At 62.1% G+C, this 26,973-nt stretch carries 28 protein-coding genes; 16 read left to right on the top strand and 12 right to left on the bottom strand.

From position 1 onward, the window contains the following. The first annotated feature begins 58 nt into the window (after positions 1-58). From pgsA to C9E81_RS01535, 8 genes are all read left to right on the top strand, one after another. Positions 59-691, top strand: a complete 633-nt coding sequence (gene pgsA / locus C9E81_RS01570; protein WP_122110558.1) for a CDP-diacylglycerol--glycerol-3-phosphate 3-phosphatidyltransferase — start codon at positions 59-61, stop codon at positions 689-691. Beyond that, positions 681-932: a molybdopterin converting factor subunit 1 gene (gene moaD / locus C9E81_RS01565; RefSeq protein WP_122110557.1), complete on the top strand. Its 252-nt coding sequence runs from the start codon at positions 681-683 to the stop codon at positions 930-932. Before pgsA ends, moaD begins: the two co-directional genes overlap by 11 nt. 3 nt (positions 933-935) lie before the next feature. Next, the gene (locus C9E81_RS01560; protein WP_122110556.1) at positions 936-1,370 is read left to right on the top strand and encodes a molybdenum cofactor biosynthesis protein MoaE; all 435 of its coding nucleotides are present in this window, start codon (positions 936-938) and stop codon (positions 1,368-1,370) included. Positions 1,371-1,410: 40 nt separating this feature from the next. Continuing rightward, a complete protein-coding gene (locus tag C9E81_RS01555) occupies positions 1,411-2,253 on the top strand; it encodes a GNAT family N-acetyltransferase (RefSeq protein WP_166461784.1) in 843 nt (280 codons plus the stop codon). Next, positions 2,250-2,759 (top strand): hypothetical protein, encoded by a 510-nt coding sequence (locus tag C9E81_RS01550; RefSeq protein ID WP_122110554.1) that lies wholly within the window; start codon positions 2,250-2,252, stop codon positions 2,757-2,759. Before C9E81_RS01555 ends, C9E81_RS01550 begins: the two co-directional genes overlap by 4 nt. A gap of 164 nt (positions 2,760-2,923) precedes the next feature. Next, complete coding sequence (locus C9E81_RS01545; protein ID WP_122110553.1) at positions 2,924-4,294, top strand: glutamate--cysteine ligase; 1,371 nt, start codon at positions 2,924-2,926, stop codon at positions 4,292-4,294. 64 nt (positions 4,295-4,358) lie between these two features. Next, positions 4,359-4,613, top strand: coding sequence for a hypothetical protein (locus tag C9E81_RS01540; protein WP_122110552.1), 255 nt, complete (start codon positions 4,359-4,361; stop codon positions 4,611-4,613). Positions 4,614-4,706: 93 nt separating this feature from the next. Then, positions 4,707-5,135: a hypothetical protein gene (locus tag C9E81_RS01535; protein ID WP_122110551.1), complete on the top strand. Its 429-nt coding sequence runs from the start codon at positions 4,707-4,709 to the stop codon at positions 5,133-5,135. Positions 5,136-5,138: 3 nt separating this feature from the next. On the opposite strand, the gene plsY is transcribed toward C9E81_RS01535, so the two are convergent. The 3 genes from plsY to C9E81_RS01520 are packed head-to-tail and all read right to left on the bottom strand — an operon-like array spanning position 5,139 to position 7,968. Then, the gene (plsY, locus tag C9E81_RS01530) at positions 5,139-5,720 is read right to left on the bottom strand and encodes a glycerol-3-phosphate 1-O-acyltransferase PlsY (protein WP_122110550.1); all 582 of its coding nucleotides are present in this window, start codon (positions 5,718-5,720) and stop codon (positions 5,139-5,141) included. Further along, positions 5,717-7,009 carry a dihydroorotase gene (pyrC, locus tag C9E81_RS01525; RefSeq protein ID WP_122110549.1) on the bottom strand — a complete coding sequence of 431 codons (1,293 nt, stop codon included), beginning with the start codon at positions 7,007-7,009 and terminating at the stop codon, positions 5,717-5,719. Before pyrC ends, plsY begins: the two co-directional genes overlap by 4 nt. Next, positions 7,006-7,968 (bottom strand): aspartate carbamoyltransferase catalytic subunit, encoded by a 963-nt coding sequence (locus C9E81_RS01520; protein ID WP_122110548.1) that lies wholly within the window; start codon positions 7,966-7,968, stop codon positions 7,006-7,008. The genes pyrC and C9E81_RS01520 overlap by 4 nt, the downstream gene beginning before the upstream one ends. 251 nt (positions 7,969-8,219) lie before the next feature. On the opposite strand from C9E81_RS01520, the gene C9E81_RS01515 reads away from it, so the two are divergent. Genes C9E81_RS01515 through C9E81_RS01505 form a run of 3 tightly spaced genes read left to right on the top strand, consistent with a single transcriptional unit; the run spans position 8,220 to position 11,017 of the window. After that, positions 8,220-9,593 (top strand): MATE family efflux transporter, encoded by a 1,374-nt coding sequence (locus C9E81_RS01515; RefSeq protein ID WP_425010590.1) that lies wholly within the window; start codon positions 8,220-8,222, stop codon positions 9,591-9,593. Positions 9,594-9,626: 33 nt separating this feature from the next. Further along, positions 9,627-9,863 (top strand): Lrp/AsnC ligand binding domain-containing protein, encoded by a 237-nt coding sequence (locus C9E81_RS01510; RefSeq protein WP_122110547.1) that lies wholly within the window; start codon positions 9,627-9,629, stop codon positions 9,861-9,863. A 38-nt stretch (positions 9,864-9,901) separates the two neighbouring features. Next, positions 9,902-11,017: a pyridoxal phosphate-dependent aminotransferase gene (locus C9E81_RS01505; protein WP_122110546.1), complete on the top strand. Its 1,116-nt coding sequence runs from the start codon at positions 9,902-9,904 to the stop codon at positions 11,015-11,017. On the opposite strand, the gene C9E81_RS01500 is transcribed toward C9E81_RS01505, so the two are convergent. Further along, complete coding sequence (locus C9E81_RS01500; RefSeq protein WP_122110545.1) at positions 11,018-11,386, bottom strand: nuclear transport factor 2 family protein; 369 nt, start codon at positions 11,384-11,386, stop codon at positions 11,018-11,020. Positions 11,387-11,408: 22 nt separating this feature from the next. After that, positions 11,409-14,252: a valine--tRNA ligase gene (locus tag C9E81_RS01495; protein WP_122110544.1), complete on the bottom strand. Its 2,844-nt coding sequence runs from the start codon at positions 14,250-14,252 to the stop codon at positions 11,409-11,411. A 202-nt stretch (positions 14,253-14,454) separates the two neighbouring features. Between C9E81_RS01495 and C9E81_RS01490 the strand changes: the two genes are divergently transcribed. The 5 genes from C9E81_RS01490 to C9E81_RS01470 all read left to right on the top strand — a co-directional run bounded on the left by C9E81_RS01490 (position 14,455) and on the right by C9E81_RS01470 (position 19,367). Then, positions 14,455-15,459: a DctP family TRAP transporter solute-binding subunit gene (locus C9E81_RS01490; protein WP_122110543.1), complete on the top strand. Its 1,005-nt coding sequence runs from the start codon at positions 14,455-14,457 to the stop codon at positions 15,457-15,459. A gap of 54 nt (positions 15,460-15,513) precedes the next feature. Then, positions 15,514-16,194 carry a TRAP transporter small permease gene (locus C9E81_RS01485; protein WP_122110542.1) on the top strand — a complete coding sequence of 227 codons (681 nt, stop codon included), beginning with the start codon at positions 15,514-15,516 and terminating at the stop codon, positions 16,192-16,194. A 4-nt stretch (positions 16,195-16,198) separates the two neighbouring features. Then, a complete protein-coding gene (locus tag C9E81_RS01480) occupies positions 16,199-17,590 on the top strand; it encodes a TRAP transporter large permease (protein WP_122110541.1) in 1,392 nt (463 codons plus the stop codon). 460 nt (positions 17,591-18,050) lie between these two features. Next, positions 18,051-18,461, top strand: coding sequence for a pore-forming ESAT-6 family protein (locus C9E81_RS01475; RefSeq protein ID WP_122110540.1), 411 nt, complete (start codon positions 18,051-18,053; stop codon positions 18,459-18,461). A 132-nt stretch (positions 18,462-18,593) separates the two neighbouring features. After that, positions 18,594-19,367 carry an MBL fold metallo-hydrolase gene (locus tag C9E81_RS01470; protein ID WP_122110539.1) on the top strand — a complete coding sequence of 258 codons (774 nt, stop codon included), beginning with the start codon at positions 18,594-18,596 and terminating at the stop codon, positions 19,365-19,367. Positions 19,368-19,492: 125 nt separating this feature from the next. Here C9E81_RS01470 and C9E81_RS01465 read toward each other — a convergent pair whose 3' ends face one another. From C9E81_RS01465 to C9E81_RS01435, 7 genes are read right to left on the bottom strand one after another with little or no spacing between them, the layout of a single operon-like run. Continuing rightward, positions 19,493-20,596, bottom strand: a complete 1,104-nt coding sequence (locus C9E81_RS01465) for an ABC transporter ATP-binding protein (RefSeq protein ID WP_122110538.1) — start codon at positions 20,594-20,596, stop codon at positions 19,493-19,495. A gap of 15 nt (positions 20,597-20,611) precedes the next feature. Continuing rightward, positions 20,612-22,048, bottom strand: a complete 1,437-nt coding sequence (locus tag C9E81_RS01460; protein ID WP_122110537.1) for an NAD(P)/FAD-dependent oxidoreductase — start codon at positions 22,046-22,048, stop codon at positions 20,612-20,614. A 2-nt stretch (positions 22,049-22,050) separates the two neighbouring features. Beyond that, positions 22,051-22,926 (bottom strand): PfkB family carbohydrate kinase, encoded by an 876-nt coding sequence (locus C9E81_RS01455; RefSeq protein WP_243698453.1) that lies wholly within the window; start codon positions 22,924-22,926, stop codon positions 22,051-22,053. After that, positions 22,923-23,777, bottom strand: a complete 855-nt coding sequence (locus C9E81_RS01450) for a sugar phosphate isomerase/epimerase family protein (protein ID WP_122110536.1) — start codon at positions 23,775-23,777, stop codon at positions 22,923-22,925. Before C9E81_RS01450 ends, C9E81_RS01455 begins: the two co-directional genes overlap by 4 nt. A 20-nt stretch (positions 23,778-23,797) precedes the next feature. Further along, entirely contained in the window at positions 23,798-24,652 is an 855-nt protein-coding gene (locus tag C9E81_RS01445; protein WP_122110535.1) for a carbohydrate ABC transporter permease, read from the bottom strand. A 2-nt stretch (positions 24,653-24,654) separates the two neighbouring features. Then, a complete protein-coding gene (locus tag C9E81_RS01440; protein ID WP_122110534.1) occupies positions 24,655-25,617 on the bottom strand; it encodes a carbohydrate ABC transporter permease in 963 nt (320 codons plus the stop codon). Between the two features lie 12 nt (positions 25,618-25,629). After that, positions 25,630-26,949 (bottom strand): ABC transporter substrate-binding protein, encoded by a 1,320-nt coding sequence (locus C9E81_RS01435; RefSeq protein ID WP_122110533.1) that lies wholly within the window; start codon positions 26,947-26,949, stop codon positions 25,630-25,632. Between the last annotated feature and the right edge of the window lie 24 nt (positions 26,950-26,973).

Here is a 26,973-nt window from a genome sequence, read left to right as displayed (position 1 = left end):
TGAATTCGTGACAACGGTGCCTCTTTCCAAGCGCCTCGGCAAAGACTAGCTTGCCCGCATGCGCTGGAACCTTCCGAATATCCTCACCATGCTTCGGCTGATCGCGGCACCTGCCGTGCCGCTGATGTTCTTGTATTTTCACCGGCCATGGGCCGATTGGGCGGCATTGGCGCTGTTCATGCTTGCCGCCATCACCGATTGGTTCGATGGCTATCTGGCCCGTGCCTGGCAGCAGGAAAGCCGCTTCGGCGCCGCGATGGATCCGATCGCCGACAAGGCCATGGTGGTCATCGCCATCGTGGTCATCACCGGCTATTCGGGGATGAACCCGTGGCTTATCCTGCCAGCGGCTGTTATCCTGTTCCGCGAGGTCTTCGTTTCGGGCCTGCGCGAATTCCTGGGTGCGAATGCCAGGCTGCTGAAAGTCACCCGGCTGGCGAAATGGAAAACCACGTTCCAGATGGTTGCCATCGCCGTGCTGTTCCTGGGCACCGGCCTTGCCTATGTAGAACATGGCCGCCCACCGCTGGTCGGCGAGGGGAAACTGCCGTGGTCCGACAGCTGGTCCGACCTTGCCACCCAGCTTGGCCTGCTGCTGATCTGGCTGGCGGCGGCGCTGACCGGCTGGACCGGTTGGGAATATTTCACCAAGGCGCTGCCCTATTTGCGGGAGCCTGAAGATGACGCTTGATATCCTCTATTTCGCCTGGCTGCGCGAACGGGTCGGCCAGCCCCGCGAACGCATCGAGACCGAGGCTGCCACCATCCGTGACCTGGTGGCCGAACTTGCTGTCCGCGACGAATGGCACGCCGCAGCCTTTGCCGACATGTCGGCGGTGCGCTGCGCAGTCGATCAGCAACTGGCCGATCTGGACACGCAACTGGCGGGAAGCCGTGAGGTGGCCTTCTTTCCGCCCATGACCGGAGGCTGAGCCATGAATGCCCGCGTTCAGAGTGCTCCGTTCGATCTGGCCGCCGAGATGCGCGGCTTTGGCGAGGGCGCCGGGGCCGTGGTGACTTTCTGTGGCATCGTGCGCGACGATAGCGGCCGGATGACCGCGCTGGAGATCGAGCATTACCCCGGCATGACCGAACGGGCCCTGAACGATTACGGGCAGGAAGCCGCCGGGCGCTTCGATCTGACGGATTGGCGGATCATTCACCGCTACGGGCATCTTGCCGTAGGCGAGCAGATCATGATGGTCGCCACCGCCGCCCGGCATCGCCGCGCGGCATTTGATGCCGCCGATTACCTGATGGATTGGTTGAAATCCCGTGCACCCTTCTGGAAGCGCGAAATCGCCCACGATGGCAGCGGCGAATGGGTGGAAGCCAAAACCAGCGATGAAGAGGCATTGGCGCGGTGGTGATCTTCTTCTTTGTTCAAATACCTGTCCGCCACAGCCACCCATGATCCCGGTTGCCTGGACAGACCGGCAGCGCGCCCTCGCGATGCTCGATATTCACGCCGAGGGTCCGATCTTTCTGCAATCCAACCTGCGCCACCACGGGCTTGCGGGTAAAGATCCCCGCTCGTTGCGCATGTGGCGCACGGAGGACTGGCGCGGTTTCGTCGGCCTGACGAATAATCATGTCCTGCTCCCGCAGATGCGGGATGCGGGCGATGCGGATTGGGCCGGGCTGAAGGCTGCTCTTGCCGGGCACCGGGTTGCCGGGATGAATGGCGCATCGGCGCAAATCGCCCGCATCCGCGAAGCGCTGCATATATCTGATACCGCCACGATACTGGACCGGGAAGAACCCTGTTTCCGTCTGGAGCTTGTCGATCTTGTCCTGCCCGAATCCGCAGGTTTCACCCTGCGCCGCCTGACACCGAACGACAGGCGGGTCTTGTGCGAGTGGCGCGCGGCCTATCGCGTCGAGATTCTCGGCGACCGGCCCGAGATGGCGGCAGAAGGTGCCGCGGGCGAGGTTGACGAATGGTTGCGGACCGACAGTCACAGGTTGTTGTGGCAGGGGGGACATCCGGTCTCGCTGGCGGGGATCAATGCAAGCCTGCCGGGGCTGGTGCAGGTCGGCGGAGTCTATACGCCGCCACGGCTGCGGGGGCGGGGCCTGGCACGGCGGGCAGTTGCGAAGCTGTTGGCCGATCATCGCGATCGGGGCATTACCCGCGCCATGCTTTTCGCCGCCTCGAACGACGCGGCTCGCGCCTACAGGGCCATCGGCTTCCTGCCGGCAGGCCGGATGCGGATCGTTATCCACGAAAACCCGGTCGAGATCGGAACATGATTCGCCCCGAACTGCGCATAGCGTTGTCCCGCTGGTCCGAGGCGCTGATCGCCGCCGCCGTGACGCTGGCCGGTCTCTGGCTGATCCTGCGGGGCGGCTGGTTCTTTGCATTGGTCGGGGCGTTGACCGTTCTGGTCGGGGTTGCACTGCTGATTGGCGCATGGCGGCGTCTGCCCTTTCGCCGGCAGGTCGGGGCACCGGGCGTGGTCGAGATCGACGAAGGCGCCATCCGCTATTACGGCGCAACCGTGCTGGGGGGCGAGATCGCCCTGCGTGACCTGACCGAGATCCGGTTGCTGCGCCTGAAGGGCCGCGGCTACTGGCGGCTGCGCTCAAGCACTCAGGAGGCTTTGCTGGTGCCGGTTGACGCAGCCGGTGCTGATGGGCTGGCACATGCCTTCACTGCCCTGCCGGGGCTGGACATGGGTGCGCTTTCGGCGGCCCTGTCGCATGTCGCGGAACAGGGAGACGCTGTCCGCACCGTCTGGCGGAGACCCGGAGGGTAGCACCGCCGGAGCGAAGGGGTTGCCGGCGACGCACGGTGCCCCTGCCATCGCGGTAATGGTGAAACGGTTCCGACCAAATGCGGAACCGGTCCGAGGCGGGTTGACTTGCGCCTCGCCTGTTGCCACCTGTGACCGACCGGTAACCTTGGAAAGGCCCCGTTCCCATGTCCATTCCCCAACAGGGCGGAGGCCCGATCGAAAACCGCGATCAACTGGCTGCCTATCTCGCCGCCGGAGAGAAGCCCCGCGACGCGTGGCGGATCGGCACCGAGCACGAGAAGTTCGGCTATTGCAAGGACAAGCGGCTACCGCTCCCCTATGAGGGAGCGTGTTCGATCAAGGCGATGCTGACCGGCCTGCAGGAGCGGTTTGGCTGGAGCCCGGTTCATGAACAGGGCAATATCATCGGGCTGGAACGCGATGGCGCCAATGTCAGCCTGGAACCCGGCGGGCAGCTTGAACTGTCCGGTGCGCCGCTGGAGACGATCCACCAGACCTGCGACGAGGTGAACCAGCATCTGGCCGAGGTGAAAACCGTCGCCGACGAGATCGGCGCGGGCTTCATCGGCCTTGGGGCTGCGCCGATCTGGACGCAGGATCAGATGCCGATGATGCCCAAGGGGCGTTACCGGCTGATGACCGATTACATGGATCGCGTCGGCACCCTGGGCAAGCAGATGATGTATCGCACCTGCACCGTGCAGGTGAACCTGGATTTCGCCTCTGAACCCGACATGGTGCAAAAGCTGCGCGTGGCGCTGTCGCTGCAACCGGTGGCGAATGCGCTGTTTGCCAATTCGCCCTTTCTTGACGGCAAGCCCAATGGCATGAAAAGCTGGCGCGCGCATATCTGGCAGAATCTGGACGATGCACGAACGGGAATGTTGCCCTTCGTTTTCGAGGACGGTTTCGGATATGATGCCTGGGTGGATTACGTCCTCGATGTGCCGATGTATTTCGTCTATCGCGACGGGCGCTATATCGACGCGCTTGGCCAGAGTTTCCGCGACTTCCTGCAGGGCAGGCTTCCGGCACTGCCGGGCGAGATCCCGACGCTGTCGGACTGGGCCGATCACCTGACCACGGTGTTCCCCGAGGCCCGGGTCAAGAAATTCATCGAGATGCGCGGTGCCGATGGCGGCCCCTGGCGCAGGCTATGCGCATTGCCGGCCCTGTGGGTCGGGCTGACCTATGATCAGGAGGCGCTGGATGCCGCTTGGGACCTGGTCAAGGGCTGGGATCACGAGACCCGCGAGGGGCTGCGGCGCGCGGCGGGCAAGCATGCCCTTGCCGGAGAGGCGGGCGGCATTCGTCTGCATGATCTGGCGCGGGAGGTGCTGACCATCGCCGAGCAGGGGCTGAAGAACCGCCGCCGTGAAGGTGCGGGGGGGCTGGTTCCGGACGAGACGCATTTCCTGAACGCGCTCAGGGAAAGCGTCGATACCGGCAAGGTGCCAGCCGATGAGCTGCTGGAAAGATATCACGGCGACTGGCAGGGCGACCTGTCGAAAATCTATGCCGAATACTCATACTGAACTTGCGCCCCCATCTTCCCCATGACAGCCTCACGGTATCGTGAGAGTTTATGGAGATTATTGGATGCGTGACTTTTTCATTCTCTGGATGGAGCGGATCATCAATGTGGTGATCGTCATCGGGGCGATTGCGGTGGTGATATCCGGCTTTGTCGCCATGTTCAGTGCTCAGGGCGGTTTCCTGCAGGGCCTGATAGTCTGGGTGATCGGTGCGTTCTATCTGGTCCTGATGGGGGGCATGATCTATCTGGGGCTGGGGATTTACAACAATACCCGCCGCACCGCCGAGGCGATCGAGCAGTTGAACGCGCGTTCCTGATCCTTTCGGACAGGGCTTGCAAGACGACGCACGACAAGGTGACCGCCCGCATCGCCTTGCCCGCTTGAAAAGAGTTGCCGCCAGTGGCACCCGATGGAAAATGGATATGTGGCCGAGGGTGTGATGCGGGCGGATCTGATGGGTTGGGTGCAACGATTGGTGGGCGCGGTATTCGTAATCGGGCTGCTGGCCCTGGTTGCGGCAGTGGTCACGCTTGTCCGTCAGGCCGAGGGTGTGCCGCCGCTGCCGATCTATGCCGGCTTGATCGGAGCTGTGGCGCTGATATTGCTGGCCGGGGCTTGTCTGGCGCTGATGTCCATCGCGGCCTCGGCGCGGCGTGGAGCAAATGCGCTGCAGCGGATGGCAAATCGGGGAGGTATGGCGGCTGAGGCTGTCGGGCCTGCACGTTCTCTCACGACAAGCCAGATACGCGATACACCGAAAGAACCGGAGCCCGAAACAATCGCCGCGCCTCAGCGCCCCTCCCGTCCCGAGGGCAAGATGCTTGTCGCGAAACGCTGAAGGTTACTTTCTGCCGATCCGCGGTTCCGATCCGTCCAGCAGCCGGGTGATATTGGTCTTGTGACGGATAAAGATCAGCGCTGTGATGAACAGGCAGATCAGGATCAGATCGCTTCGTCCCATTGCCCATGCCAGCACTGGTGCGAAAGCTGCGGCAATCAATGCCGAAAGGCTGCTGATACGGCTGATGATCGCGGTCAGCAGCCAGATGGCGCAGGCGCCGAGCCCCAGGGGCCAATGCAACGCGATCAGGGTGCCAAGGAAGGTGGCGACGCCCTTGCCGCCCCTGAAACCAAGCCAGACGGGAAAGCAATGGCCCAGAAAGGCAGCCCCGCCCGCCAGCATGGCCGCGACGTCACCGGCGAAATAGCGTGCCAGCAGGACCGCCAGCGCGCCCTTGCCCGAATCCAGTAGCACCGTCGCCAATGCGGCGCGCTTGCTGCCCGTGCGCAGCACATTGGTCGCCCCGATATTGCCCGAGCCGATCTGGCGCAAATCGCCCAATCCCAGCAGCCGCGCGATGACCATACCGAAGGGGATCGAACCAAGCAGGTAACCGAGCACCGTCCACAGGATCAAACTCATTTCCCGCCTCCGAATACGCGCTTGCCTGCAACCCAAGTGCCCAGAATGCGCCCCTCCAGCCGGGCGCCGTCAAAGGGGGTATTCTTGGATTTCGACAGCAGCTTGAAGCGATCCAGCACAAAGGGTGCGTCGGGGTCGAACAGGATCAAGTCGGCGGGGGCGTTCTTGCTCAGCCGCCCGGCCTCCAGCCCCAGCCTGCGGGCCGGGTTCAGCGCCAGCGCCCGCCAAAGTTGCGGCAGCGACAGCCCGCCCTGATGGTAAAGCCGCATCGCCGCTGGCAGCAATGTCTGCAACCCGACCGCACCGGGGGCGGCGGCTTCGAAGGGTAGGCGCTTGGATTCCTCGTCCTGCGGGGTGTGGAAACTGGCGATTACGTCGATCGCGCCATCCGCCACCGCCTGCACCATCGCCAGCCGGTCCTCTTCCGAGCGCAGCGGCGGAGTGAAACGAAAGAAGGTGCGGTAATCGCCGACGTCATATTCGTTCAGCGTCAGGTGGTGGATCGAGATCCCCGCTGTCACGTCCAGCCCGGCATCGCGGGCGCGGGCCAGCGCGGGCAGGGCGCGCGTCGTGGTGATCTGGTCGGCATGCCAGCGGCAGCGTGTCATGGCGACCAGCGACAGGTCGCGGTCCAGCCCCATCACCTCTGCCATGGGAGATACCGAGGGGATGCCGTAAAGCGAGGCGAACTTGCCACTGGTCGCCGCCGCGCCCTTCGACAGCCCCGCATCCTGCGGATGGCCGACGATCAGTGCGCCGGTGCCGCGGGCATAGCTCATGCAGCGCGACAGCAGCTTGGTGTCGGTGACGACGCGGACGCCATCGGTGAAGGCAACCGCGCCAAGGTCGGTCAGAAAGCCGATCTCGACCATCTCGCGGCCTTCGCGCGCCTTGGTAAGGGCCGCCATATGGCGGATGTTGACCGGCGCATCGATGGCACGGCGCGTCACGAATTCCAGTGATTCCGGCGTATCGATGGGCGGCAATGTGTCGGGACGGGCGATCAGGGTGGTCACACCCCCTGCGGCAGCGGCCAGCCCGGCGCTGCGGAAGCTTTCCTTGTGCCGCTCTCCCGGTTCGCCGATCTTGACGCCCCAATCGACCAGTCCGGGGGCCAGCACCCTCCCACCGCAATCGATTACACCCGCGCCTTCGGGGGCAGGCTCATCAGGGGCACCGATCCCCTCGATCCGGCCGTCCTTGACCAGAAGGCTGCCCGGTGCGTCGCTCTGCGCCTCGGGATCGATCAGGCGGGCATTGGTGAAAAGGATAGTCGTATCCGCACTCATACAGTCACCTCCGCCGCCACGCGTCCTCGTTCGGCGCGCAGGTTTCGGGCCAGCAGATCCAGTGCCGCCATGCGAACGGCAACGCCCATCTCGACCTGATCCTGGATGACGCTGCGATTGATGTCGTCGGCGATGGTGCCGTCGATCTCGACACCGCGATTCATCGGACCGGGATGCATGACGATGGCGTCATCGGCGGCCAGTGCCAGTTTCTCGGCATCCAGCCCCCAGCGGTGGTAATATTCCCGCTCCGAAGGGATGAAGCCGCCATCCATCCGTTCGCGCTGAAGGCGCAGCATCATGACCACATCGGCGCCCTTCAGCCCTTCGCGCATGTCCTCGTAAAGCTCGACCCCCATTTCTTCCACGCCCGAGGGCATCAGCGTTGAGGGCCCGATCAGCCGCAGGCGATTCTCCATCTTGCCCAGCAGGATCAGGTTCGAACGCGCCACCCGGCTATGGGCGATATCGCCGCAGATGGCGATGGTCAGCCGCTGCAATCTGCCCTTGGCACGGCGAATGGTCAGCGCGTCCAGCAATGCCTGGGTGGGGTGTTCATGCCGCCCGTCACCGGCATTGATGACGGCGCAGTTCACCTTTTCGGCCAGAAGGTTCACCGCGCCGGAATGGCCATGGCGCACGACCAGAAGATCGGGATGCATGGCGTTCAGCGTCAGCGCGGTGTCGATCAGCGTCTCGCCTTTCTTCACGCTGGATTGCGCCATGGCCATGTTCATCACATCGGCTCCGAGCCGCTTGCCGGCCAATTCGAAGCTGGCCTGCGTGCGGGTCGAATTCTCGAAGAACATGTTGATCTGGGTCATTCCCGCCAGCGCGTCGGAATGTTTCACCGTGCGTTGGTTCAGGGCGACATATTCCTCGGCCAGATCCAGCAAGGTGGTGATTTCCGCAGGCGCGAGATGGTCGATGCCCAGAAGGTGACGGGCGCGAAAGGTCATGGGCGGCCTCGGACTCGGGTCGGGATCAGGCCTTCTATTGCAGATGCAGCGGGTTGCGGCAAGGGTGGCCGTGAAACGGGGACATCGGGGAATCCGTCATAGAATCCTGCAATGGCTGAGTCCGTCATTGCGCGCTGAACTACTCTCGTATCCCACCTGGAAACCGGGGGCTAATCCGCCGAAGGATGCGCATTACTGCACATCCTGCAAACTCCACGATTGCCTGCCCCCGCAAGCCCGGTTATGGCGATATGATGCACCGCTACCGCCCGCATATTATCGCGACCCTGTCGCTTGGGCTGCCCCTGATCGGCAGCCATCTGGCGCGCATGGCCATCGGCGTCAGCGATACGGTCATGGTCGGGTGGTATGGCGTCGAGGCGCTTGCGGCGCTGGTCATCGCCACCTCCTTCCTGATCATCCTGTTTTTCCTGGGCATGGGTTTTGGCACCGGTGTGATGGGGCTGATCGCCACCGCCATCGCGCGCGGGGACGAGACCGAGGCCCGTCGTTCCACCCGCATGGCGCTGTGGTTGTCGGGAATATTCGCGTTGGCGGTCATGCCGCTGATGTGGTGGTCCCGGCCGATCCTGCTTGCGCTTGGGCAGACGGAAACCGTGTCTGCGCTGGCGCAGGATTACCTGCGCATCGCGGGGTGGGGGCTGTTGCCGATGCTGGCCGGGTTGACGCTGAACTCCTATCTGGCAGCGCTGGAGCGGACGCAGGTGGTGATGTGGATCACCGTCGCGGGACTGCCGCTCAATATCGGGCTCAACTGGCTGCTTATCTTCGGCAATCTGGGCGCGCCCGAATTGGGTGTGCAGGGGGCGGCCATCGCCAGCCTCAGCGTGCAGATGGCGCAGCTGGTGATGCTTGTCGCCTATTGTGAATGGCTGCCGATGGCGCGGAAATATCACCTGTTCCAGCGGTTCTGGCGTCCCGACTGGCAGGCCTTCTTCGCAGTGGCCCGGCTCGGCTGGCCGATCGGACTGACCATGACGGCAGAGGGCGGGCTGTTCGTGGCCTCCAACGTGATGATGGGCTGGATCGGCACGCAGGAACTGGCGGCGCACGGGATCGCATTGCAGATCGTCTCGATCACCTTCATGGCGCATCTGGGCCTGTCGAACGCCGCGACGGTTAGGATCGGGCAGGCCAAGGGACGGGGCGACGCCGTCTGGATGCGGGATGCGGCGGTGACGGTGATAGGATTGTCGATGGCCGTCGCGGTGGTCGCTATCGCCATTTACCTGGTTTTCCCCGAGGCGCTGGTAAGCCTTTACCTGGACCCGGCAGAGCCGCAAGGGCCCGCGATCGTCGCCATCGGCGCGGGGCTGTTGTTCTACGGCGCACTGTTCCAACTGACCGATGCGCTGCAGGTGGTGGCGTTGGGATTGCTGCGCGGGGTGCATGACACACGGGTGCCGATGTGGATCGCGGGCTTCAGCTATTGGGTGGTTGGAATGCCGGTCGCCTACGGGCTGGCCTTTGTCGCCGGTATCGGCGCGCGGGGCCTGTGGCTGGGGCTTGTTTTCGGCCTTTCCTTCGCTGCCGTCCTTTTGCTGCTGCGCTTCTGGCGCGGCCATGCGCAGGGGGACTGGACCCGCACGCAACCGGCGGTCTAACCTGCCCCCGCGTCGATCATCAGGAGGTCAACCATGCGTCCCGTCTTCGTTCAGTTCCGCTGTGAGCCCGGCAAGACCTATCAGGTCGCCGAAGCCATCTATGACCGCGAGATCGTCAGCGAGCTTTACTCGACCTCGGGCGATTACGACCTGCTGGCCAAGGTCTATATCCCAGAAGAGGAGGATGTCGGCCGCTTCCTGTCTGAGCGCCTGTTCGACATACCCCATATCAGCCGCACGCTCACGACGATGACCTTCCGTGCGTTCTGACGCTTGCGGGGCGGGTTGAAATGGGCGAGTCTCGGGGCATGAAAATACCGCATTTCGCCCCGATCCCCGCAGGTTTGCCTGCCACCGTTCCCTTTATCGGTCCCGAGACGCTGCAACGTCAGCGGGGCCGCCCCTTCGCGGCCCGTCTTGGCGCGAACGAGAATGGCTTCGGTCCCAGTCCCAAGGCCGTCGAGGCGATGTGCGGCGCCGTGGCCGGGATCTGGCAATATGGCGATTCGACCAGCCATGACCTGCTGGAGGCGCTCTCGGTGCATCTGGATATGCCAGCCGCGAATATCGTGATCGGCGAGGGGATCGACGGGCTCCTGGGCCTGCTGGTCAGGCTGATGATCGCGCCGGGGGATGCGGTGGTGACCTCGGACGGGGCCTATCCGACCTTCAACTATCATGTCGCGGGATTTGGTGGCGTTCTGCACAAGGTGCCCTATCGCGATGATCGCGAAGATATCGGGGCTCTGGCCGCCCGCGCGCATCAGGTCGATGCGCGGCTGGTCTATCTGTCGAACCCGGACAACCCGATGGGAAGCTGGCATGACGGCACCGCGATAGAGGCGATGCTGGATGAGCTGCCCCAAGGCGCGCTGCTGCTTCTGGACGAGGCCTATGTCGAATTCGCCCCCGCGGAGGCGGTTCCCCGAATCGCCGCCGATGATCCGCGCGTTATCCGGATGCGCACCTTTTCAAAGGCCTATGGAATGGCGGGCGCGCGGATCGGCTATGCCATGGGCCATCCCGAACTGATTGCGGGCTTCGAGCGGATCCGCAACCATTTCGGCGTCAACCGTATCGCCCAGGCCGGTGCCCTGGCCGCGTTGTTGGATCGGGACTGGCTTGTTCATGTCCAGCGCGAGGTTGCCGCCGCCCGGGACCGTATCTCCCTGATCGCAGTGGAAAACGGGATGAGCGCATTGCCCTCGACCACGAATTTCGTCGCGGTCGATACCGGACAAGACGGTAGGTTTGCACGCGCTCTCGTCGATCGGCTGGAGGAAGACGGCGTCTTCATCCGCATGCCGGGCGTCGCGCCGTTGAACCGTTGCATACGGGTCAGTTGCGCCCCTGCGGCGGAACTCGAGATACTGGCAGAGGCGCTGCCGAAGGTCCTGGCCGAGATGCGACGTGCTGAAGCCTGATCAGCACGCTGTTCCCTGGTGAAAGCGTAGCTGCCACCGCCCGTTTTTTCTCGTCCAAAGCGATGAGCGGCGCCCCCGTTCGAGGTTATCACCATATCGCACCTCGCTTATGTAGGTTGCCAGAGCGATATTCGGAGCGATGAGTTCTACGGAATAGTCGGGAAGGGGAAGCGTGGCGTTGATCACGGCGTCCGGACCGGAGTCGAATATCATCTCGGCCCTTTCATAGCGGCGCCCGGACCTGCCGATTTCGACAAAGCCGGAAGCGAATATGCGATCCATCAGCGCACAATCAAATCGGGTTTCTGCGCGCCAGAGCGTTTCCTCCAGTGCTTCGAGTGTTTCCTTTTCGTCAGATGCCAGGTCCATCTAAACATCCTTCACATGGTGTTCAGCGCATCGCCTCCAGCTGCGCCAGTGCGGCATGCAACCGGGAGATATCGTCATCCAGGGCGATGAGCTTGTCGCGGGTTTCCTCGATCACTTCCGCATCCGCGTTTTCGACGAATTTTGGATTGTTCAACCGCTTGCGCAATCCATCGGCGTCCTTTCCCGATTTCGCCAATGACTTTTCCAGCCGCGCCGTTTCGGCCGCGGCATCGATCACGTCGCCAATGGGCAGGGCAAAGCTGGCGCCCTGTGCGGAAACGGCGATCATGCCCTTGCCCGCCACGCCGTCCTGCGGGGCGTTGACGCGGGCCAGCCGCTCGATCAGGGGGGCGTTGGCGGTCAGCGCCCTGCTTGCGGCGGCATCGGCCTCGGTCACGATCAGGTCCAGCCTCGCGCCTGCCGGAACCCCCATCTGGGCGCGGGCCGAGCGGATGTCCTCGATCAGCGAGATGACCCAGTTGATCTCGCGGTCGGCATCTGCGTCGATCAGCTCGGCGCCATATTCCGGCCAGTCGCCGTGGACCAGCATCTTGCCGCGCTCGCCGGTCAGCGACCAGAGCTCTTCGGTCACGAAAGGCATGACCGGATGCAGCATCAGGTAGCATTGATCCAGCACCCAGCCCATCGTGGCGCGGGTTTCATCGGCATATTCGCCATCGAACAGCGGCTTGGCGAATTCCACATACCAGTCGCAGACCTTGCCCCAGACAAAGGCATAAAGCCCGTTCGCCGCGTCGTTGAAGCGATAGCTTGCCAGCGCCTCGTCAGTGGCCATGCGGATACGGGCGGTTTCCCCGATGATCCAGCGGTTGACGGTGTGGCGCGGGGCAGGGCGCCCGCCTCCGCCGCGAACCCCGTTCATCTCGGCAAAGCGGGAGGCGTTCCAGATCTTGGTCACGAAGTTGCGGAAGCCCTCGACATGGCGCGGCCCCAGCTTCGGATCGCGCCCCATCGCCGCCATCGAGGCCAGCGTCATGCGCAGTGCATCGGCGCCGAAATCGTCGATCAGGGTCAGCGGATCGATGACGTTGCCCTTGGACTTGGACATCTTGGCGCCCTTTTCGTCGCGCACCAGCCCGTGGACATAGACGGTGTGGAAGGGTTCCTTCTCGACGATGGCAAGCTGCATCATCATCATCCGGGCGACCCAGAAGAAGATAATGTCGAAGCCCGTCACCAGCACATCGGTCGGAAAATATTTCCGAAGCGCCTCGGTATCCTCGGGCCAGCCGAGCGTGCCGATGGGCCAGAGACCGGATGAGAACCACGTGTCGAGCACGTCGGGGTCGCGGGTCAGGTTCCTGCCCGGAGCCTGGGCCTGTGCCTCTGCCTCGGTCGCGGCGCAATACTGGTTGCCCTCGCCGTCATACCAGACCGGGATCTGGTGCCCCCACCAAAGCTGACGGCTGATCGTCCAGGGCTCGATATTCTCCAGCCAGTGGAAATAGACCTTCTGGTGCTGCTCGGGCAGGATCGTGGTGCGGCCCTCGCGCACGGCGTCGATGGCGGGCTGCACGATCTTTTTCGTATCCACGAACCATTGATCGGTCAGCATCGGCTCGATCACCACATTCGAGCGGTCACCGAAGGGCTGCATGATCTTCTTGTTCTCGACGAAAGGCGCGCCCTCGGCATCGGTGACGGCCAGCCCCTCTTCGGTGATCGCCGCGATCACGCGCTTCCGGGCATCGAAGCGGTCCAGCCCGCGCAGCTCTTCGGGGACGAGGTTGACCGCCGAGACATCGCCCACATCCTCGCCATTCGCGGCACGGGTGGCGATGGCGGCGCTATCCTCATAGGACAGCCCGTCCACGCGCATCGCGCCCTTGGTATCCATCAGCGCGTAAAGCGGGATGCCGTTGCGGGTCGCCACGCCGTAATCGTTGAAATCATGCGCCCCGGTGATCTTGACCGCACCAGAGCCGAAATCCGGATCGGGATATTCGTCGGTGATGATCGGGATCAGGCGGCGGTGTTCCTTTGGTCCCACCGGGATCTCGCACAGCTTGCCGACGATGGGGGCATAGCGGGGGTCGTCCGGGTGAACCGCGACCGCCCCGTCGCCCAGCATGGTCTCCGGACGGGTCGTGGCGATCGAGATATAGTCGCGGGTCTCGCGCAGGGTGATGTTGCCGTCCTCGTCCCGCTCGACATATTCATAGGTCTCGCGTTCACCAGTTTCAGGATTGACCGCCAGCGGGTATTTGAAATGCCACATATGGCCGGGGACCTCGCGGTTCTCGACCTCAAGATCGCTGATCGCGGTCTCGAAATGCGGGTCCCAGTTCACCAGCCGCTTGCCGCGATAGATGATGCCCTTGTTGTAGAGTTCCACGAAAACCCGGATCACCGCATCGTGGAAATTCCCTTCTTCGCCTGTGGGGGCGCTTGGGGCGCCCGACATGGTAAAGGCGTTGCGCGACCAGTCCAGCGACGCACCGAGGCGCTTGAGCTGGTTGATGATCGTGCCACCGGATTCCTGTTTCCATGCCCAGATCTTGTCGACAAAGGCATCGCGGCCGATCTCGCGCCGGTTCGGCTCCTGCCGCTCCATCATCTGCCGCTCCACGACCATCTGCGTGGCGATGCCCGCATGGTCCTGCCCCGGCTGCCAAAGCGTGTCAAAGCCGCGCATCCGGTGCCAGCGCACGAGGATATCCTGCAGCGTGTTGTTGAACGCGTGGCCGATATGCAGGCTGCCGGTCACGTTGGGCGGGGGGATCATCACCGTGAAAGTCTCGGACCGCGAGGCATTGGCCCCGGCGGTGAAGGCATTCGTCTTTTCCCATTCTGCGCTGATGCGGGCCTCGGCGGCCTTTGCGTCAAAACTCTTTTCCATGCTCATTTCGGCGATCCCTTTGCTTGGGCACCCGATTACCTAAGCGGAGCGGAAAGGCCAAGACTATGCAAGCACCGCGTTCCAGTCCAGTTGCGGAAAACACTTACAAGATTTTGCTTGCTTCAACAGGGCAGTGCCGTTGTGATGGCGAGGTAGGTAAAAACGGGCCAACACGCCCAGTCACGATGTTTCAATGGGAGGAAAATCGATGAAAAAATTGCTGATTGCAACCTGTGGTCTCGCGCTCATGGCGGGGGCTGCCGCAGCCGACCCGGCGGGATGCGACGGTGAAGAGGTCAAGGTCAAGTTCAGCCATGTCACCAATAGCGACAAGCATCCCAAGGGGATCGCCGCCGCGCTTTTCGCCGAACGCGTGAATGCCGAGATGGACGGCAAGATGTGTGTCGAGGTCTATCCGAACTCGACCCTGTACGACGACGATGCCGTGCTGGAGGCTATGCTGCAGGGGGATGTGCAACTGGCCGCGCCCTCGCTGTCTAAATTCGAAACCTTCACCAAGGTTTTCCAGATCTACGACCTGCCCTTCATGTTCAAGAACATCGAGGCGGTGGACGAATTCCAGGCGTCAGAGGCCGGAACGGCGATGAAAGCCTCGATGGAGCGTCGTGGTCTGTCCGGTCTGGAATTCTGGCATAACGGGATGAAGCAATTCTCGGCCAGCAAGCCGCTGATCAGTCCCGAAGACGCCAAGGGTCTTAAATTCCGCGTGCAGCCTTCGGACGTGCTGGTCGCGATGATCGAGCAGCTTGGCGCTTCGGCTCAGCCGATGGCCTTTTCCGAGGTTTACGGCGCACTGCAGACCGGCGTCGTGGACGGGCAGGAAAACAGCTGGGCGAATATCTATGGCCAGAAATTCTTCGAGGTTCAGGATGGCGTGACAGAGACCAATCATGGTGTCCTTGATTACCTGGTCGTCGCCTCGATCGACTGGCTGGACAGCCTCGATCCCGAGATGCGTGACCAGATGCTGACCATTCTGCACGAAGTCACCGAAGAGCGGAACGCCGCCGTGAACGAGGTTGACATGGCGGCGCGCCAGGCCGTCATCGATGCCGGGACCGAGGTGCGCGAACTCGACGACGCACAGCGCCAGGCATGGGTCGATGCGATGAAGCCCGTATGGGAACAGTTCGCCGAAGGTGTCGGCCAGGAAAACATCGACGCCGTTCAGGCCATCAACGAAAAGCACTGATCGACAGCAGGCCCGCCCCGCTCCGGGGCGGGCCACCTAGTTCCGGAGGAGTCGATGAGCCATCGATACGTGCCCCGCGGTCCGGTGGGCCGTTTTGTCAACGGCCTTGAAGAGAACCTGATCGCAATCCTGTTGGGATTGATGACTGTCCTGACATTCGTGAACGTTATCCTGCGCTACCTGTTCCAGAGTTCGCTCATCTGGGGGCTGGAGACGGTGCTGGCGCTATTCGCGTGGCTGGTGCTGATCGGCATGTCCTATTCGATCAAGGTGAACGCGCATCTTGGCGTCGATGCGGTGATCAATATCCTGCCTCCGGCTGCGCGTCGCATACTGGCCCTGGCGGCGGGGGCGATCTGCGTGTTCTACGCGGTGTTGCTGCTCAAGGGCGCCTATGACTACTGGGCGCCATTCGCAGGATTTCAGCAAACCTCGGGACGCTGGTTTCCGACCGGCTTCGCCGAGACCCGCGATCGCGCCTTCTACACCACCGACCAGATTCCAATGCCTGGCGTTCTGGCCTGGATGGGAGACGCCTTCAATCAGGGCGAGGCTTATGAAAAGCTGCCACGTCTCATCCCCTATTTCGCCCTTCCGCTCGGTGTGGCCCTGCTGCTTTACAGGTTGCTACAGGCCATGTGGCACATCTGGAAGGGCGAACGTGACGGATTGATCGTCAGCCATGAGGCCGAGGACGCGATCGAGGACCTGCGCCACATGAAACGCGAGGACTGAGTTAATGGATATCGCAATCCTGTTTTTCCTGATCGTCGGGTTCATGTTGATCGGCGTGCCGATCTCGATCTCGCTCGGCATGTCCTCTACCCTGTTCCTTCTGTGGTATTCAAACACCTCGCTCGCTTCGATCGCGCAGACGCTTTACAATGCGATGGAGGGGCATGCGACGCTTCTGGCGATTCCCTTTTTCATCCTCGCATCCAGCTTCATGTCCACGGGAGGCGTGGCGCAGCGGATCATCCGTTTCTCTATCGCTTGCGTGGGGCATTTCCCGGGCGGGCTGGCGATCGCGGGGGTTTTCGCCTGTATGATGTTTGCCGCCCTGTCCGGATCGTCCCCCGCCACGGTGATCGCCATTGGCTCCATCGTGATCGCGGCGATGCGTCAGGTGGGTTATTCCAAGGATTTCGCCGCTGGCGTAATCTGCAACGCGGGCACATTGGGTATTCTGATCCCGCCTTCGATCGTCATGGTTGTCTATTCCAGCGCCACAGATGTCTCGGTCGGACGGATGTTCCTTGCGGGTGTCATTCCCGGACTGGTCGCAGGCGGCATGCTGATGGTGACGATTCTTGGCATCGCGCTTTGGAAGAACATGCCGCGCGGCCAATGGCAGGGCTGGCGCGAGATATGGGAAAGCTTCGCCCAGGCCTTCTGGGGCCTGATGCTTATCGTCATCATCATGGTCGGGCTTTACGGTATTCCCGGCACCCGCATCAAGGCGATCTTCACCCCGACCGAAGCTGCCGCGGTCTCGTCTGTCTGGGCCTTCATCGTGGCGATGTTCATTTATCGCGATATGGGGCCGCTGCGCGATGGCGACCGGCGTATTCCGCTATGGCAGAAACCGCAGGCGCTGGTGACGGTGTTCTTCCATCCGGGCACCCGCGACGTGCTGCTCGACGCGGGCAAGCTGACCATCACCCTGATGTTCATCATCGCCAATGCGCTGATCCTCAAGCATGTTCTGACGGACGAGCAGATTCCGCAGCATGTCGCCGGGCTGATGCTGGACGCGGGCTTTGGCAAGATCATGTTCCTTGTCGTCGTTAACGTGATCCTGCTGATCGGCGGTCAGTTCATGGAGCCGTCGGGCCTTATCCTGATCGTGGCCCCGCTGGTTTTCCCGATCGCGCTCGAACTGGGTGTCGATCCGATCCATCTGGGTATCATCATGGTCGTGAACATGGAGATCGGGATGCTGACACCTCCGGTCGGTCTGAACCTCTTCGTGACCTCGGGTGTGGCGGGGATGTCGATGGTCCGGGTAATCAAGGCCGCAGCGCCTTTCCTGGCGGTGCTGTTCCTGTTCCTGATTCTCGTGACCTATGTTCCCTGGCTCAGTACCTGGCTGCCGACGACCATGATGGGGCCGGAAGTGATCATCAAATAGGGCGCCTCGCAATGAGCCGGGCATGGCCCCGGGGATTGTTTCCACGAAAAAGAAAAGCCCCCGGCCGCCAATGCCGGGGGTTTGGTGTTTCAAATTGCGATAACCGTTCAGCCCTAAAGCATGGCGATTCCATTTCCTGCTGGCGCGTATCCGGCCTTGGGAGACAAGGCCCGGACCGAGCAGGAATCGCAACGGAAAATCCGGGTCGACGGCGTGATCATTTCTTGCAGTTGTCCGAAACGGCTTGATTACAAAAGGCCATTCCACGGCTCACCGTATCGGGCATCCGCGGTGGGACGGCTTTTCCTTGCCGATCGAACGGCTGTCAAAACGCTTCCATCGGCGGGGTTCCGCACCGAATCCCGCTTTGCGTCGAATGACCCGAACCATTCTCCGGGCACAGTGTTAGGCAGATAGCGCATCAAGGCATGCGCACTCATTGACGGAAAAGGAGTCATATATGTTCCGCCAAATCGCTTTCGCTCTGGGCGTTACGCTCGCCGCATCCGCTGCCTTCGCGCAGGACACGGCCGAGACGCAGCAGGCACCGGCAGCAAGCACCACGGATCCTGCCGTCGCCTACGAGGCTGCGCGCAACCAGCTCGGCATTCTGAAATACTGCGAAGCGCAGGGCTTTACCGGCTCCGAAGCGGTCGCCGCCCAGGAGAAGATGATCGGCATGTTGCCCGAGGGCGACACTGCGGCAGGCGACACGGCCGAACAGAAGGGCAGCGAGGGAACCGTCGCCGCGGCTGGCAACGAGATATCGCTGGAGGAGGCCTCCAGCCAGCAGGATACCACCGTCGAGGCGCAATGCCAGCAGATCGAGGCTGCGGTGAATCAGGTGGCGGCACAGCTTCCCGAAGGCTGAGCGCTTCCCGAAGTCGACGAACAGCAAACGGGCCGGCACATCCGCCGGCCCGTTTGCATATGGAAAATGATGGGAACCATCACCGGCTTTGGGTGTTACCGTTACGCCTTGTTGCCACCAGGAGATTCCCTCATGCCTATTACCCGCCGCACCGGGCTGACGCTTGCCGCTGCCGCCATCGGCGCCAATGCCTTGCCAAGATTTGCCGCCACCCAGGAAGTCGCAAAGACCTTCCGCTATCCTGTTGATGGCGGCGAGGTGATTTTTCACCCCGTGGACCATGCCTCGATGGTTATCGAAACGCCGGGCGGGGTCATTCATGTCGATCCGGTCGGCGGCGGTGCCAGCTATGCCGACCTGCCCCAGCCCGAGCTGATCCTGATCACTCATGAGCATGGAGACCATTTCGATCTGCCAACGCTTGAGGCGCTGCCCGCCGTGCGGCTGATCACCAACCCTGCCGTGCATGACATGCTGCCCGGGGAGATGAAGGAGCGCGCCAGCGCGATGGCCAATGGCGACATGGCCGAGGTATTGGATCTGCGGATAGAGGCGCTGCCCGCGCATAACATCACCGAGGAACGGCTGCAGTATCATCCAAAGGGCCGCGACAACGGCTATGTGCTGACCATCGGTGGCAAGCGTTTCTATATCGCCGGCGATACCGAACCCACGCCCGAGATGCTCGCACTGACCGATATCGAGGCCGCCTTCCTGCCAATGAACCTGCCCTATACGATGACGGTAGAGCAGGCAGCCGAGGCCGTCGCCGCGTTCAGGCCCGTGGTCGTGTTCCCCTACCATCACCGTGGCAGCGACATCGACGAATTCGCCCGGCTGGTCGAGGCCGGTGGCTCGGGCAGCCTGGTCATCGTGGCGGATTGGTATCCCGAAGGGGAAAGCTGAGCTTGCAGCCGGGCGCGCTGATCGGATCTTCCCTTTGATCGAGAACGGAAAATCCTTGCCAGGGGTGGTGAAAGGTTGGAGGGCACATCGTCCAGGCCGGTTTCAAGCAGTGGATTTCCCTGAGATCAACCGCCTGCCGGCCCGTTCAGCCGCTCTCCCTGATCATCGAACAGGTGCAGCGATGTCGCCGCAGTGCGCAGACGGATCTGGTCCCCACGGGCGAGATCCAGTAATCCCGCGAGCTTTGCGATCACCGCTTGATTGGAAAGCCCGACATCGAGATGCACCAGCTGGACCTCGCCCAGATGCTCGATATGGTCGATAGTGCCGGAGAAGATGTGAGGGCCGTCATCGGCCAGTGACAGATCCTCTGGGCGGACGCCCATGCGAACGGAACGGCCGATCACCTCCTCCTCCATGTGCAGCGCGATTTCGGCAGTGCCTTTTGCGGCATGTTCCACGGTCACGTGGTCACCGCCGTTATGGACGATCCTGCCCTCGATGATATTCATCGCCGGAGAACCTATGAATTGCGCGACAAACATGTTGCGTGGGCAACGATATAGCTCTTTCGGGGCACCGACCTGCTCGACATAACCATCCTTCAGCACGACGATGCGGTCGGCCAGCGTCATCGCCTCGACCTGATCATGGGTGACATAGATCATGGTCGTATCGGGCATGGCCTGTTTCAGCTTGGCGATCTCGATCCGGGTGGCGACGCGCAATGCGGCATCCAGATTCGACAAGGGCTCGTCGAACAGAAACACCCGGGGGTCGCGAACGATGGCCCGTCCGATGGCGACGCGCTGGCGCTGCCCGCCGGACAGCGCCTTGGGATGGCGATCCAGATAGGCGCCCAGTTGCAGGATATCGGCAGCGTGCCGGATGCGCTGTTCGATCTCGGGCTTTTTCATGCCGGCGATCTTCATGCCGAAGGCCATGTTGTCGCGCACTGTCATATGCGGGTAAAGCGCGTAGGACTGGAAGACCATGGCGATGCCCCGTTTCGAGGGCGGGACATGGTTCATGAGCTGGCCCTCGATGCGCAACTCTCCCGAGGTGATGTCTTCCAGCCCGGCAATGCTGCGCAGAAGCGTGGACTTGCCGCAGCCCGAAGGGCCGACAAAGACCATGAACTCGCCCTTCTCGATATCGAGATCGATGCCATGCAGCACCTCCATCGCGCCATATGATTTCCTTACTTGACGGATTGTCAGTTCGGCCATTTCGCGAAACTCCAGTTACGGCTTGTCCGTGGTGCAGGCGGGTCGGCGCCCGGGGGTCATGTCCGACAGGACGCGGGTGATCGGGTCCGGCCGCTCATTTCGAATTTCCAGTGCGTTGCGGCGGCGAATGGCGGCGCGCACCAACCTGCCGCCAAGATATCGGAAAGGTTCAGGGGGCAGCTTGAGGCGTTTGCCGATGCCGACCAGCCTGCTTTCGCTCCAGCGGTCGCGGCTGCCAAGGGCAAGGCTGGCCAGGATGCGGCCGGCAATCGGGGTCTGGGCAATGCCGGTGCCGTTGAACCCCATGCCGAAGAAGATGTTGGGATGATCGGCCAAATGGTCGATGACCGGCAGGTGATCGGCCGAGCAGTCGATGGGGCCGGCCCAGTCATGGGTGATCTCGACATCCGCCAGTTCGGGATAGACGCGGCGAAGTTCCGCGACATTGTCGCGCCCGCGCTTGGTGCTGCGATTGAACTCGGCGCCGAAATTCTCGCGAAAGGCGGTCAGTCCGCTGCCATGGCCAAAGATCACCCGGCCTTTCGGTGTCCGCTGGTAATACAGAACCTGACGTTGGGAATCGCAGATTGCCGCCCCATCGCGCCAGCCCAATTTGTCCAAGCGTTGCGGGATTTCCGCCGTGGCGATGACCTGACTTTGCACAATATAGAGATATTGCCGCAACTCGGGAATTCCGGCCAGCCAGGCATTGGCAGCCAACACGAGCGTTGGCGCAGTGACCTCGCCGGAGGAACAGCGCAGGCGGCAGACCGGGCCCGGATGGATTTCGAGAACAGGCGAGTTCTCATGGACGATCACGCCGCGCGCAGTGGCCAGATCACGCAGGCCAATGGCCAGCTTGCCCGGATGAACGGAACCGGCATCGGGTTCCACGACCCCGGTATAGGATACGGGTGAACCGGTGCGACGGTGGATTTCGTCTGCGTCAAGCGACCGGAAACGATCGGCGCCGGCAGTCTCGGTCATCGCGACAGCCTGTGACCATGCCCCTTCCTGGGCCGTCGAACTGGCCGTCCAGAGCCAGCCGTCAAGACGCAGGTCGCAATCGATCAGGCCCCGGTCGTGAAGCGCCTTGATCTCGGCAATACTATCGGCTGTGTCGGCGCAAAGGCGCCGCGCTTCCTGCTCGCCCACCACTGCGGCCAGCTGATCAATCTCGGCATACCAGGAATGGATCTGCCCGCCATTCCGCCCGGAGGCGCCCGAGCCGCAATGTCCGGCCTCAAGCACCATGATCCGCTTTTCCGGCGCCTGTTCGCGCAGGCGCAGCGCGGTCCACAGACCGGTATAGCCACCGCCGACGATCACGATATCCGCCTGTTGGCTGCCCGCCAAAGGCTCGGTGACGCTTTGCGCGTCAATATCCTGTAGCCAGAAGGAACGATCGGCAGAGGGAGGCAGAACCGGTTGGCGCAAAGTGATGGGGGGCATGCTCAGCACTCCTTTGCGGCGTCGATGATGTCGGCGTATTTGGCCAACAGCCAGTCCGGGGCCGGGCGAAGCTTTTGCGGAAAGCCGCCTTTGTGCAGGCAGGTCCGGGCAGCGGCGCGGGTCGCCTCGGCCATGGCGTCCTGTGGCCTTGCTCCGGACATGCAATAGGCGGTCAGGAAAGCGGCAATGAAGCTGTCGCCTGCACCGCAAGTGTCCATGGTTTCGATATTCTCGGCGGGATAGTGATGCAGAACCGTCCCGTCGTGGAACCATGCGCCCCGGCTGCCGCAGGTAACGATTGCCTTGTGCGCACCGCTGTCAAGAAGCGCATGGACCATCGGTTCGATGGGGGTGTCCGCCGCCTCGGGACCGGATGCGAATACCAATGGAACGCCGCTCAATGCGAGGCTTTGCGGTTGGGTCGAGACATCGACGCTGAACGGCACCTGCTCGTCGACAAGACGCCGGACAAGGGCGGCATCGGAATGGGTGCCGAGATGCACCCAATCCGCATCTCGCAGTGTCGCGTGACGGTTGGGGGAGGGCAGGTAACCTTCACCGACGCCAAGCTCTTCGAGCAGGAAATGCCGGTCGCCCGCCCTTTCACGGATCAGGGTCACGGCAGTGTCGCCGGGGCGGCGCTCGACATCCCGTTGCGCGAGGCCGGCTGTGGCAACCTCCTCCAGCAGCATCTTGCCCTCGGCGTCCTCTCCAACGGCGCCGAAATATCGGGCGGGCCAGCCGTGCCGCACCCATTGCACCGCGACATTCAGGGCATTGCCGCCGACCGCCATGACCCGCTGATCAACATAGACATCCAGGCAATTGTCGCCCACCGCCACAAGCCTGGTGCTGCGGTTGATGATCGGATCCGTCATGACCAGGTCACCTCGCCGTCCAGATATGGGGCAATGGCCGCAAGGTTGCGCTTCAAGGCGGTCACCGGCTCCAGGGCATAGTTGCCATCACCGAAAGGCTCGAACGAAAGGCGGCCGCGATAGCCGATGGCGGCCAGTTGATCGAGCCAGTCACCCAGAGGCAGTTCCCCGTCGCCCCAGACCAGATGCCCGGCAGGCTTGCCATCGGCGATATGCACATGCGCAAGAAGTGATCCGAAGCGTTCGACATAATCCGCCACGCTGTCGCCCGCCGCCTGCATTGCCACCAAGTCCAGCACGATATCGATATTGTCGCGCCCCAGTGCCTTCAGCATCCGCTGCAACCCCGAGGCATCCAGCAGGATATTGCTCTCGACCCTCTGCAACGGCTCCAGAAGACAGCGCAGCCCGAGCGTGGCGGCATGATCGGCGATGCGCGCGATAGCTTCGACCGAGCGATCCCAAGCGATATAGGCGGGTTCGGTCTCGAAACCCCGGCCCGAGGTCAGGAAGATATGTTCCGCCCCCAGTTCCGCGGCGATCTCGGTTGCCCGGAGGAAATGGGCGATGCTGGCCTCGCGGAACGCGGCATCGCCCGAGGCGATATTGACCGGGTAAAGCACCTGCTCGGGCGTCAGACAGCAGACCGATATGCCGTTGTCACACAGGATAGCTGACAGCCGAGCGATATCGGCGGCGTTTGAACGGAACAGATCCAGATGCGGAGCGATCCCCCAAAGCTCCATTCGCGAAAGCCCGTGTTCGCGCAAGGTCCGGGCAACGATCTCGAACGGGACATGCTGAAAGCTGAAATTCGAGCCGATCAGTTGGGAAGTGGCTAGCTTGGCCATGAAAACCTTGTTCCGATAAGTTACTTGCCGATGCCTTCCGTCAGCCCGCGGATGAAATACCGCTGCATCAGGAAGAACAGGATGACGATGGGCAGGGCCGAGATGGTCATTGCCGCGAAGACCTGCGCATAATTCGTGCCATGCTTTGCCATCAGCGAGGTCAGGCCCACCGGCAGGGTCTGCACGTCCAGATCGCTGGTGAAGATCATCGCAAAGAGATATTCGTTCCAGGCAAACAGGATGTGCAGGATAACGCTGGACACGATGATCGGCCGGCATAGCGGCAGCATGATCCGCCAGAATATCTGTCCGTCAGAGGCGCCGTCCATGCGTGCCGCCTCGTCCAGATCGGAGGGCAGTTCCAGCATATAGGCCCGGATCAGGAAGGTGGTGAAGGGAATGCGAAAGGCGGTGTAAAGAATGATCAGCGCCCAATGCGTGTTGTAGAGCCCGATCGATTGCATCATCCGCACCAGCGGAATCAGTGCCACGGTGGGGCTGAGCATCATGCCGCCAAGGATCAAGGCCGTGATGACGGGCTTTGCCGGCATCCGGGTCCGGGTCAGGCCATAGGCAGTCCATGCGCTGATCAGAACGGTGCAGGCCGCCGAGGCCGCAGTCACCACGATGCTGGAAAACAGAAAGCTGCGCACACCCTGATTCCATGCCGCGACATAGTTTGCCCATGAAAAACCCGTGGGCAGGTCGAAGGGAGCGCTGAAGATCTGTGAATTGGTCTTGAAGCCGCTTAACGCCATCCATAGCAGCGGATAGATCACCAGAATGCCCAGACATAGCAGGAAGCCCAGCAGGACGGCCCGGGCGAGGGTGCTCCATATGTTGGCTGGTGCGGCTTGCGATGCGGGAGCAGGCATTGTCACAATTGCACCCTCCGTTTTCTAGTATACCAGACTTGGGCGATGCCGGTGAGCATGGTCACTGCGAAGATGATCGCGGCGATCGCGGCCCCGTAGCCGAAATCGTTCAGGATAAAGGCTTGCTGATAAAGCCATGTGCCCAGAACCTGGCTGCTGTTGCTGGGGCCGCCACCGGTCATCACCATGACCTCGTTAAAGACCTGAAAGGCGCCGGTGATGGTCACGATGATCATCAGGCCGGACATCTCGCGGGCCATCGGGAATGTGATGCTGAACAATTGCCTGACCGGGCCGGCGCCATCCATGGTCGCGGCGTCGTAGAGTTCGCGCGGGATCTTCTGGATCGCGATCGAGAACAGCAGGGTGGAATAGCCGAAACCCTGCCACTGGCTCATGGCGATGATCCCGAAGATGGCAGTGCTTTCCAGCGCCAGCCACGGATGCGAGAATTGTTCCAGCCCCAGAAAACTCAGCGCGGCATCCATCAGTCCGACATCGGGCTGGTAGATGAAATAGAACAGCAGCCCGGTGACAGTCGTCGAGATTGCCGAGGGGATGAAATAGACCGCGCGCCAGAAGTTTCTTGCCCGGCGGCTGCGGAGACCTTCGATGATCGCGGCAAGAATGAAAGCGCAAAAGACCTGAAAGACGATCGAGATCAGGGCATAGAACGTGTTGTTCAGAAGCGCGCGCCAGACCACCGGATCGTCGAGCAGGCGCTGATAATTCGCCAGCCCGACATTGCTGACTTCACCGGTGAAGATATCACGGTTGGTCATGCTGACGCGGAAATTCTCTACGATGGGAATGTAGATGAAGCCGCTGACGATGATCACCGCGAGCAACACCCATCTGAGCGACAGCAACTTGTCGAACAGCCGCCGCGCCGGGGATGGGCCCTGCATGTCGGTGGCGCCGCCGCGCGAGGCCGCGCCACCCTGTGTTTGCCGGAATGCCTCCATCGCCGGAATCGCTTACTGGTCGGCTGCGGAGGCCGCGTCGCGCACGGTGTTCATGACCTCTTCGGGGGTCATGCCGCCGCTGGTCAGCGATTGCAGGCTGGTAAGCCAGGCCGCCGCGACGCGCGGGTGGTTCACCGTGTCGAGCCAGGGCATCAGGTAGCTGGCCTTGTCGATATCGGCCATGCCGGCCACGACGTTCGGATTCATCGTCGCCTCGTCCGAGCCGCCGATCACCGCACTGGGCTGACCATAGGGACTGGCCGAAAGGATCTTGCCGTTTTCCTGCGAAGTCAGGAACTTGAGGAAGTCGACGGCAAGGGGGATATTATCCGAGGCCGCGCTGACCATGTAGCCTTCCGGGGCGCCTTCGATGGCGTTCGGATCGCCCTTGGCGCCCTCGGGAACCGGGAGTGTGAAATACCCGAAATCTTCGGGTCTCATCGTGGTTTCTTCGGTGGCGGACTCATCGAATTCGAGGATTTCCTGATAATACATGGCGGATTTCTCGTCACTGAACGCCTGCACAGCAGCCTCGTAAGATATGCCGTTGGGCGCACCGTCCGTGCAACGCTTGCGGAATTCATCGAATTGCCGGAGTGACGCGATATAACCCGGATCGCTGTATTCCGCGGTCGCAGGATCAAAATCCTTCTTCAAGGTTTCGGTGGGCACGTTATAGGCGACCAACTGGCCGATATAATGGACAACGGGCCATGATTCCTTGTTACCCAACGAAACTGGCGTAATGCCGGCATCACGGATACTGTCGCAGGCTGTCAGAAGCTCCTCGAAGCTTTCCGGAACCTCGATGCCGAGATCGGCGAAGATTTTCTTGTTGTAACCCATGAACTTGGCGTCGAGATATAAGGGGACGCCGAAATTGCGGTCATTGTAGACAAAGGCGTCCAATGCGGCCGGAGTCAGGGTCCTGCCCCATTCCGTGTCCGGGCCGACAACCGCGGTCAGGTCGACCGCGCGGTCGCCGCGGATGAAGTTTCCGCCCCAGGTTCCCGTCCAGGTGAAGAAGATATCCGGAAGTGAGTTCGTCGCGACCAGCGTCTTGGTCTTGTCTTTCACGCTGTCGTCGGTTTCCTGAATAAGCTCTATCGAGACATCCGGATGCAGTTCCTGATATTTTTCGGCGATATCGGCGAAATAGGGCGACAATTGCTGAGAACCGAATTTCGTCAGGATCGATAGGGTGCCACTGTGATCGACCTGTGCATCGGGATCTGCGACGACAACCTCCGCCGCGGCGGCATTCGCCGCGGCAAGGCCGATGGCCGAGCAGGCCGACAATAGAACTGTTTTCATGTATTTGCTTGTTTTCATTTTTACTCTCCCCTGTTGTTGGTT

The organism is Paracoccus alkanivorans (assembly GCF_003697785.1).
Taxonomy (GTDB): domain Bacteria; phylum Pseudomonadota; class Alphaproteobacteria; order Rhodobacterales; family Rhodobacteraceae; genus Paracoccus; species Paracoccus alkanivorans.
Note: the sequence above shows the minus strand (reverse complement) of the source record. Positions and strands in the feature narration are given on the sequence as shown.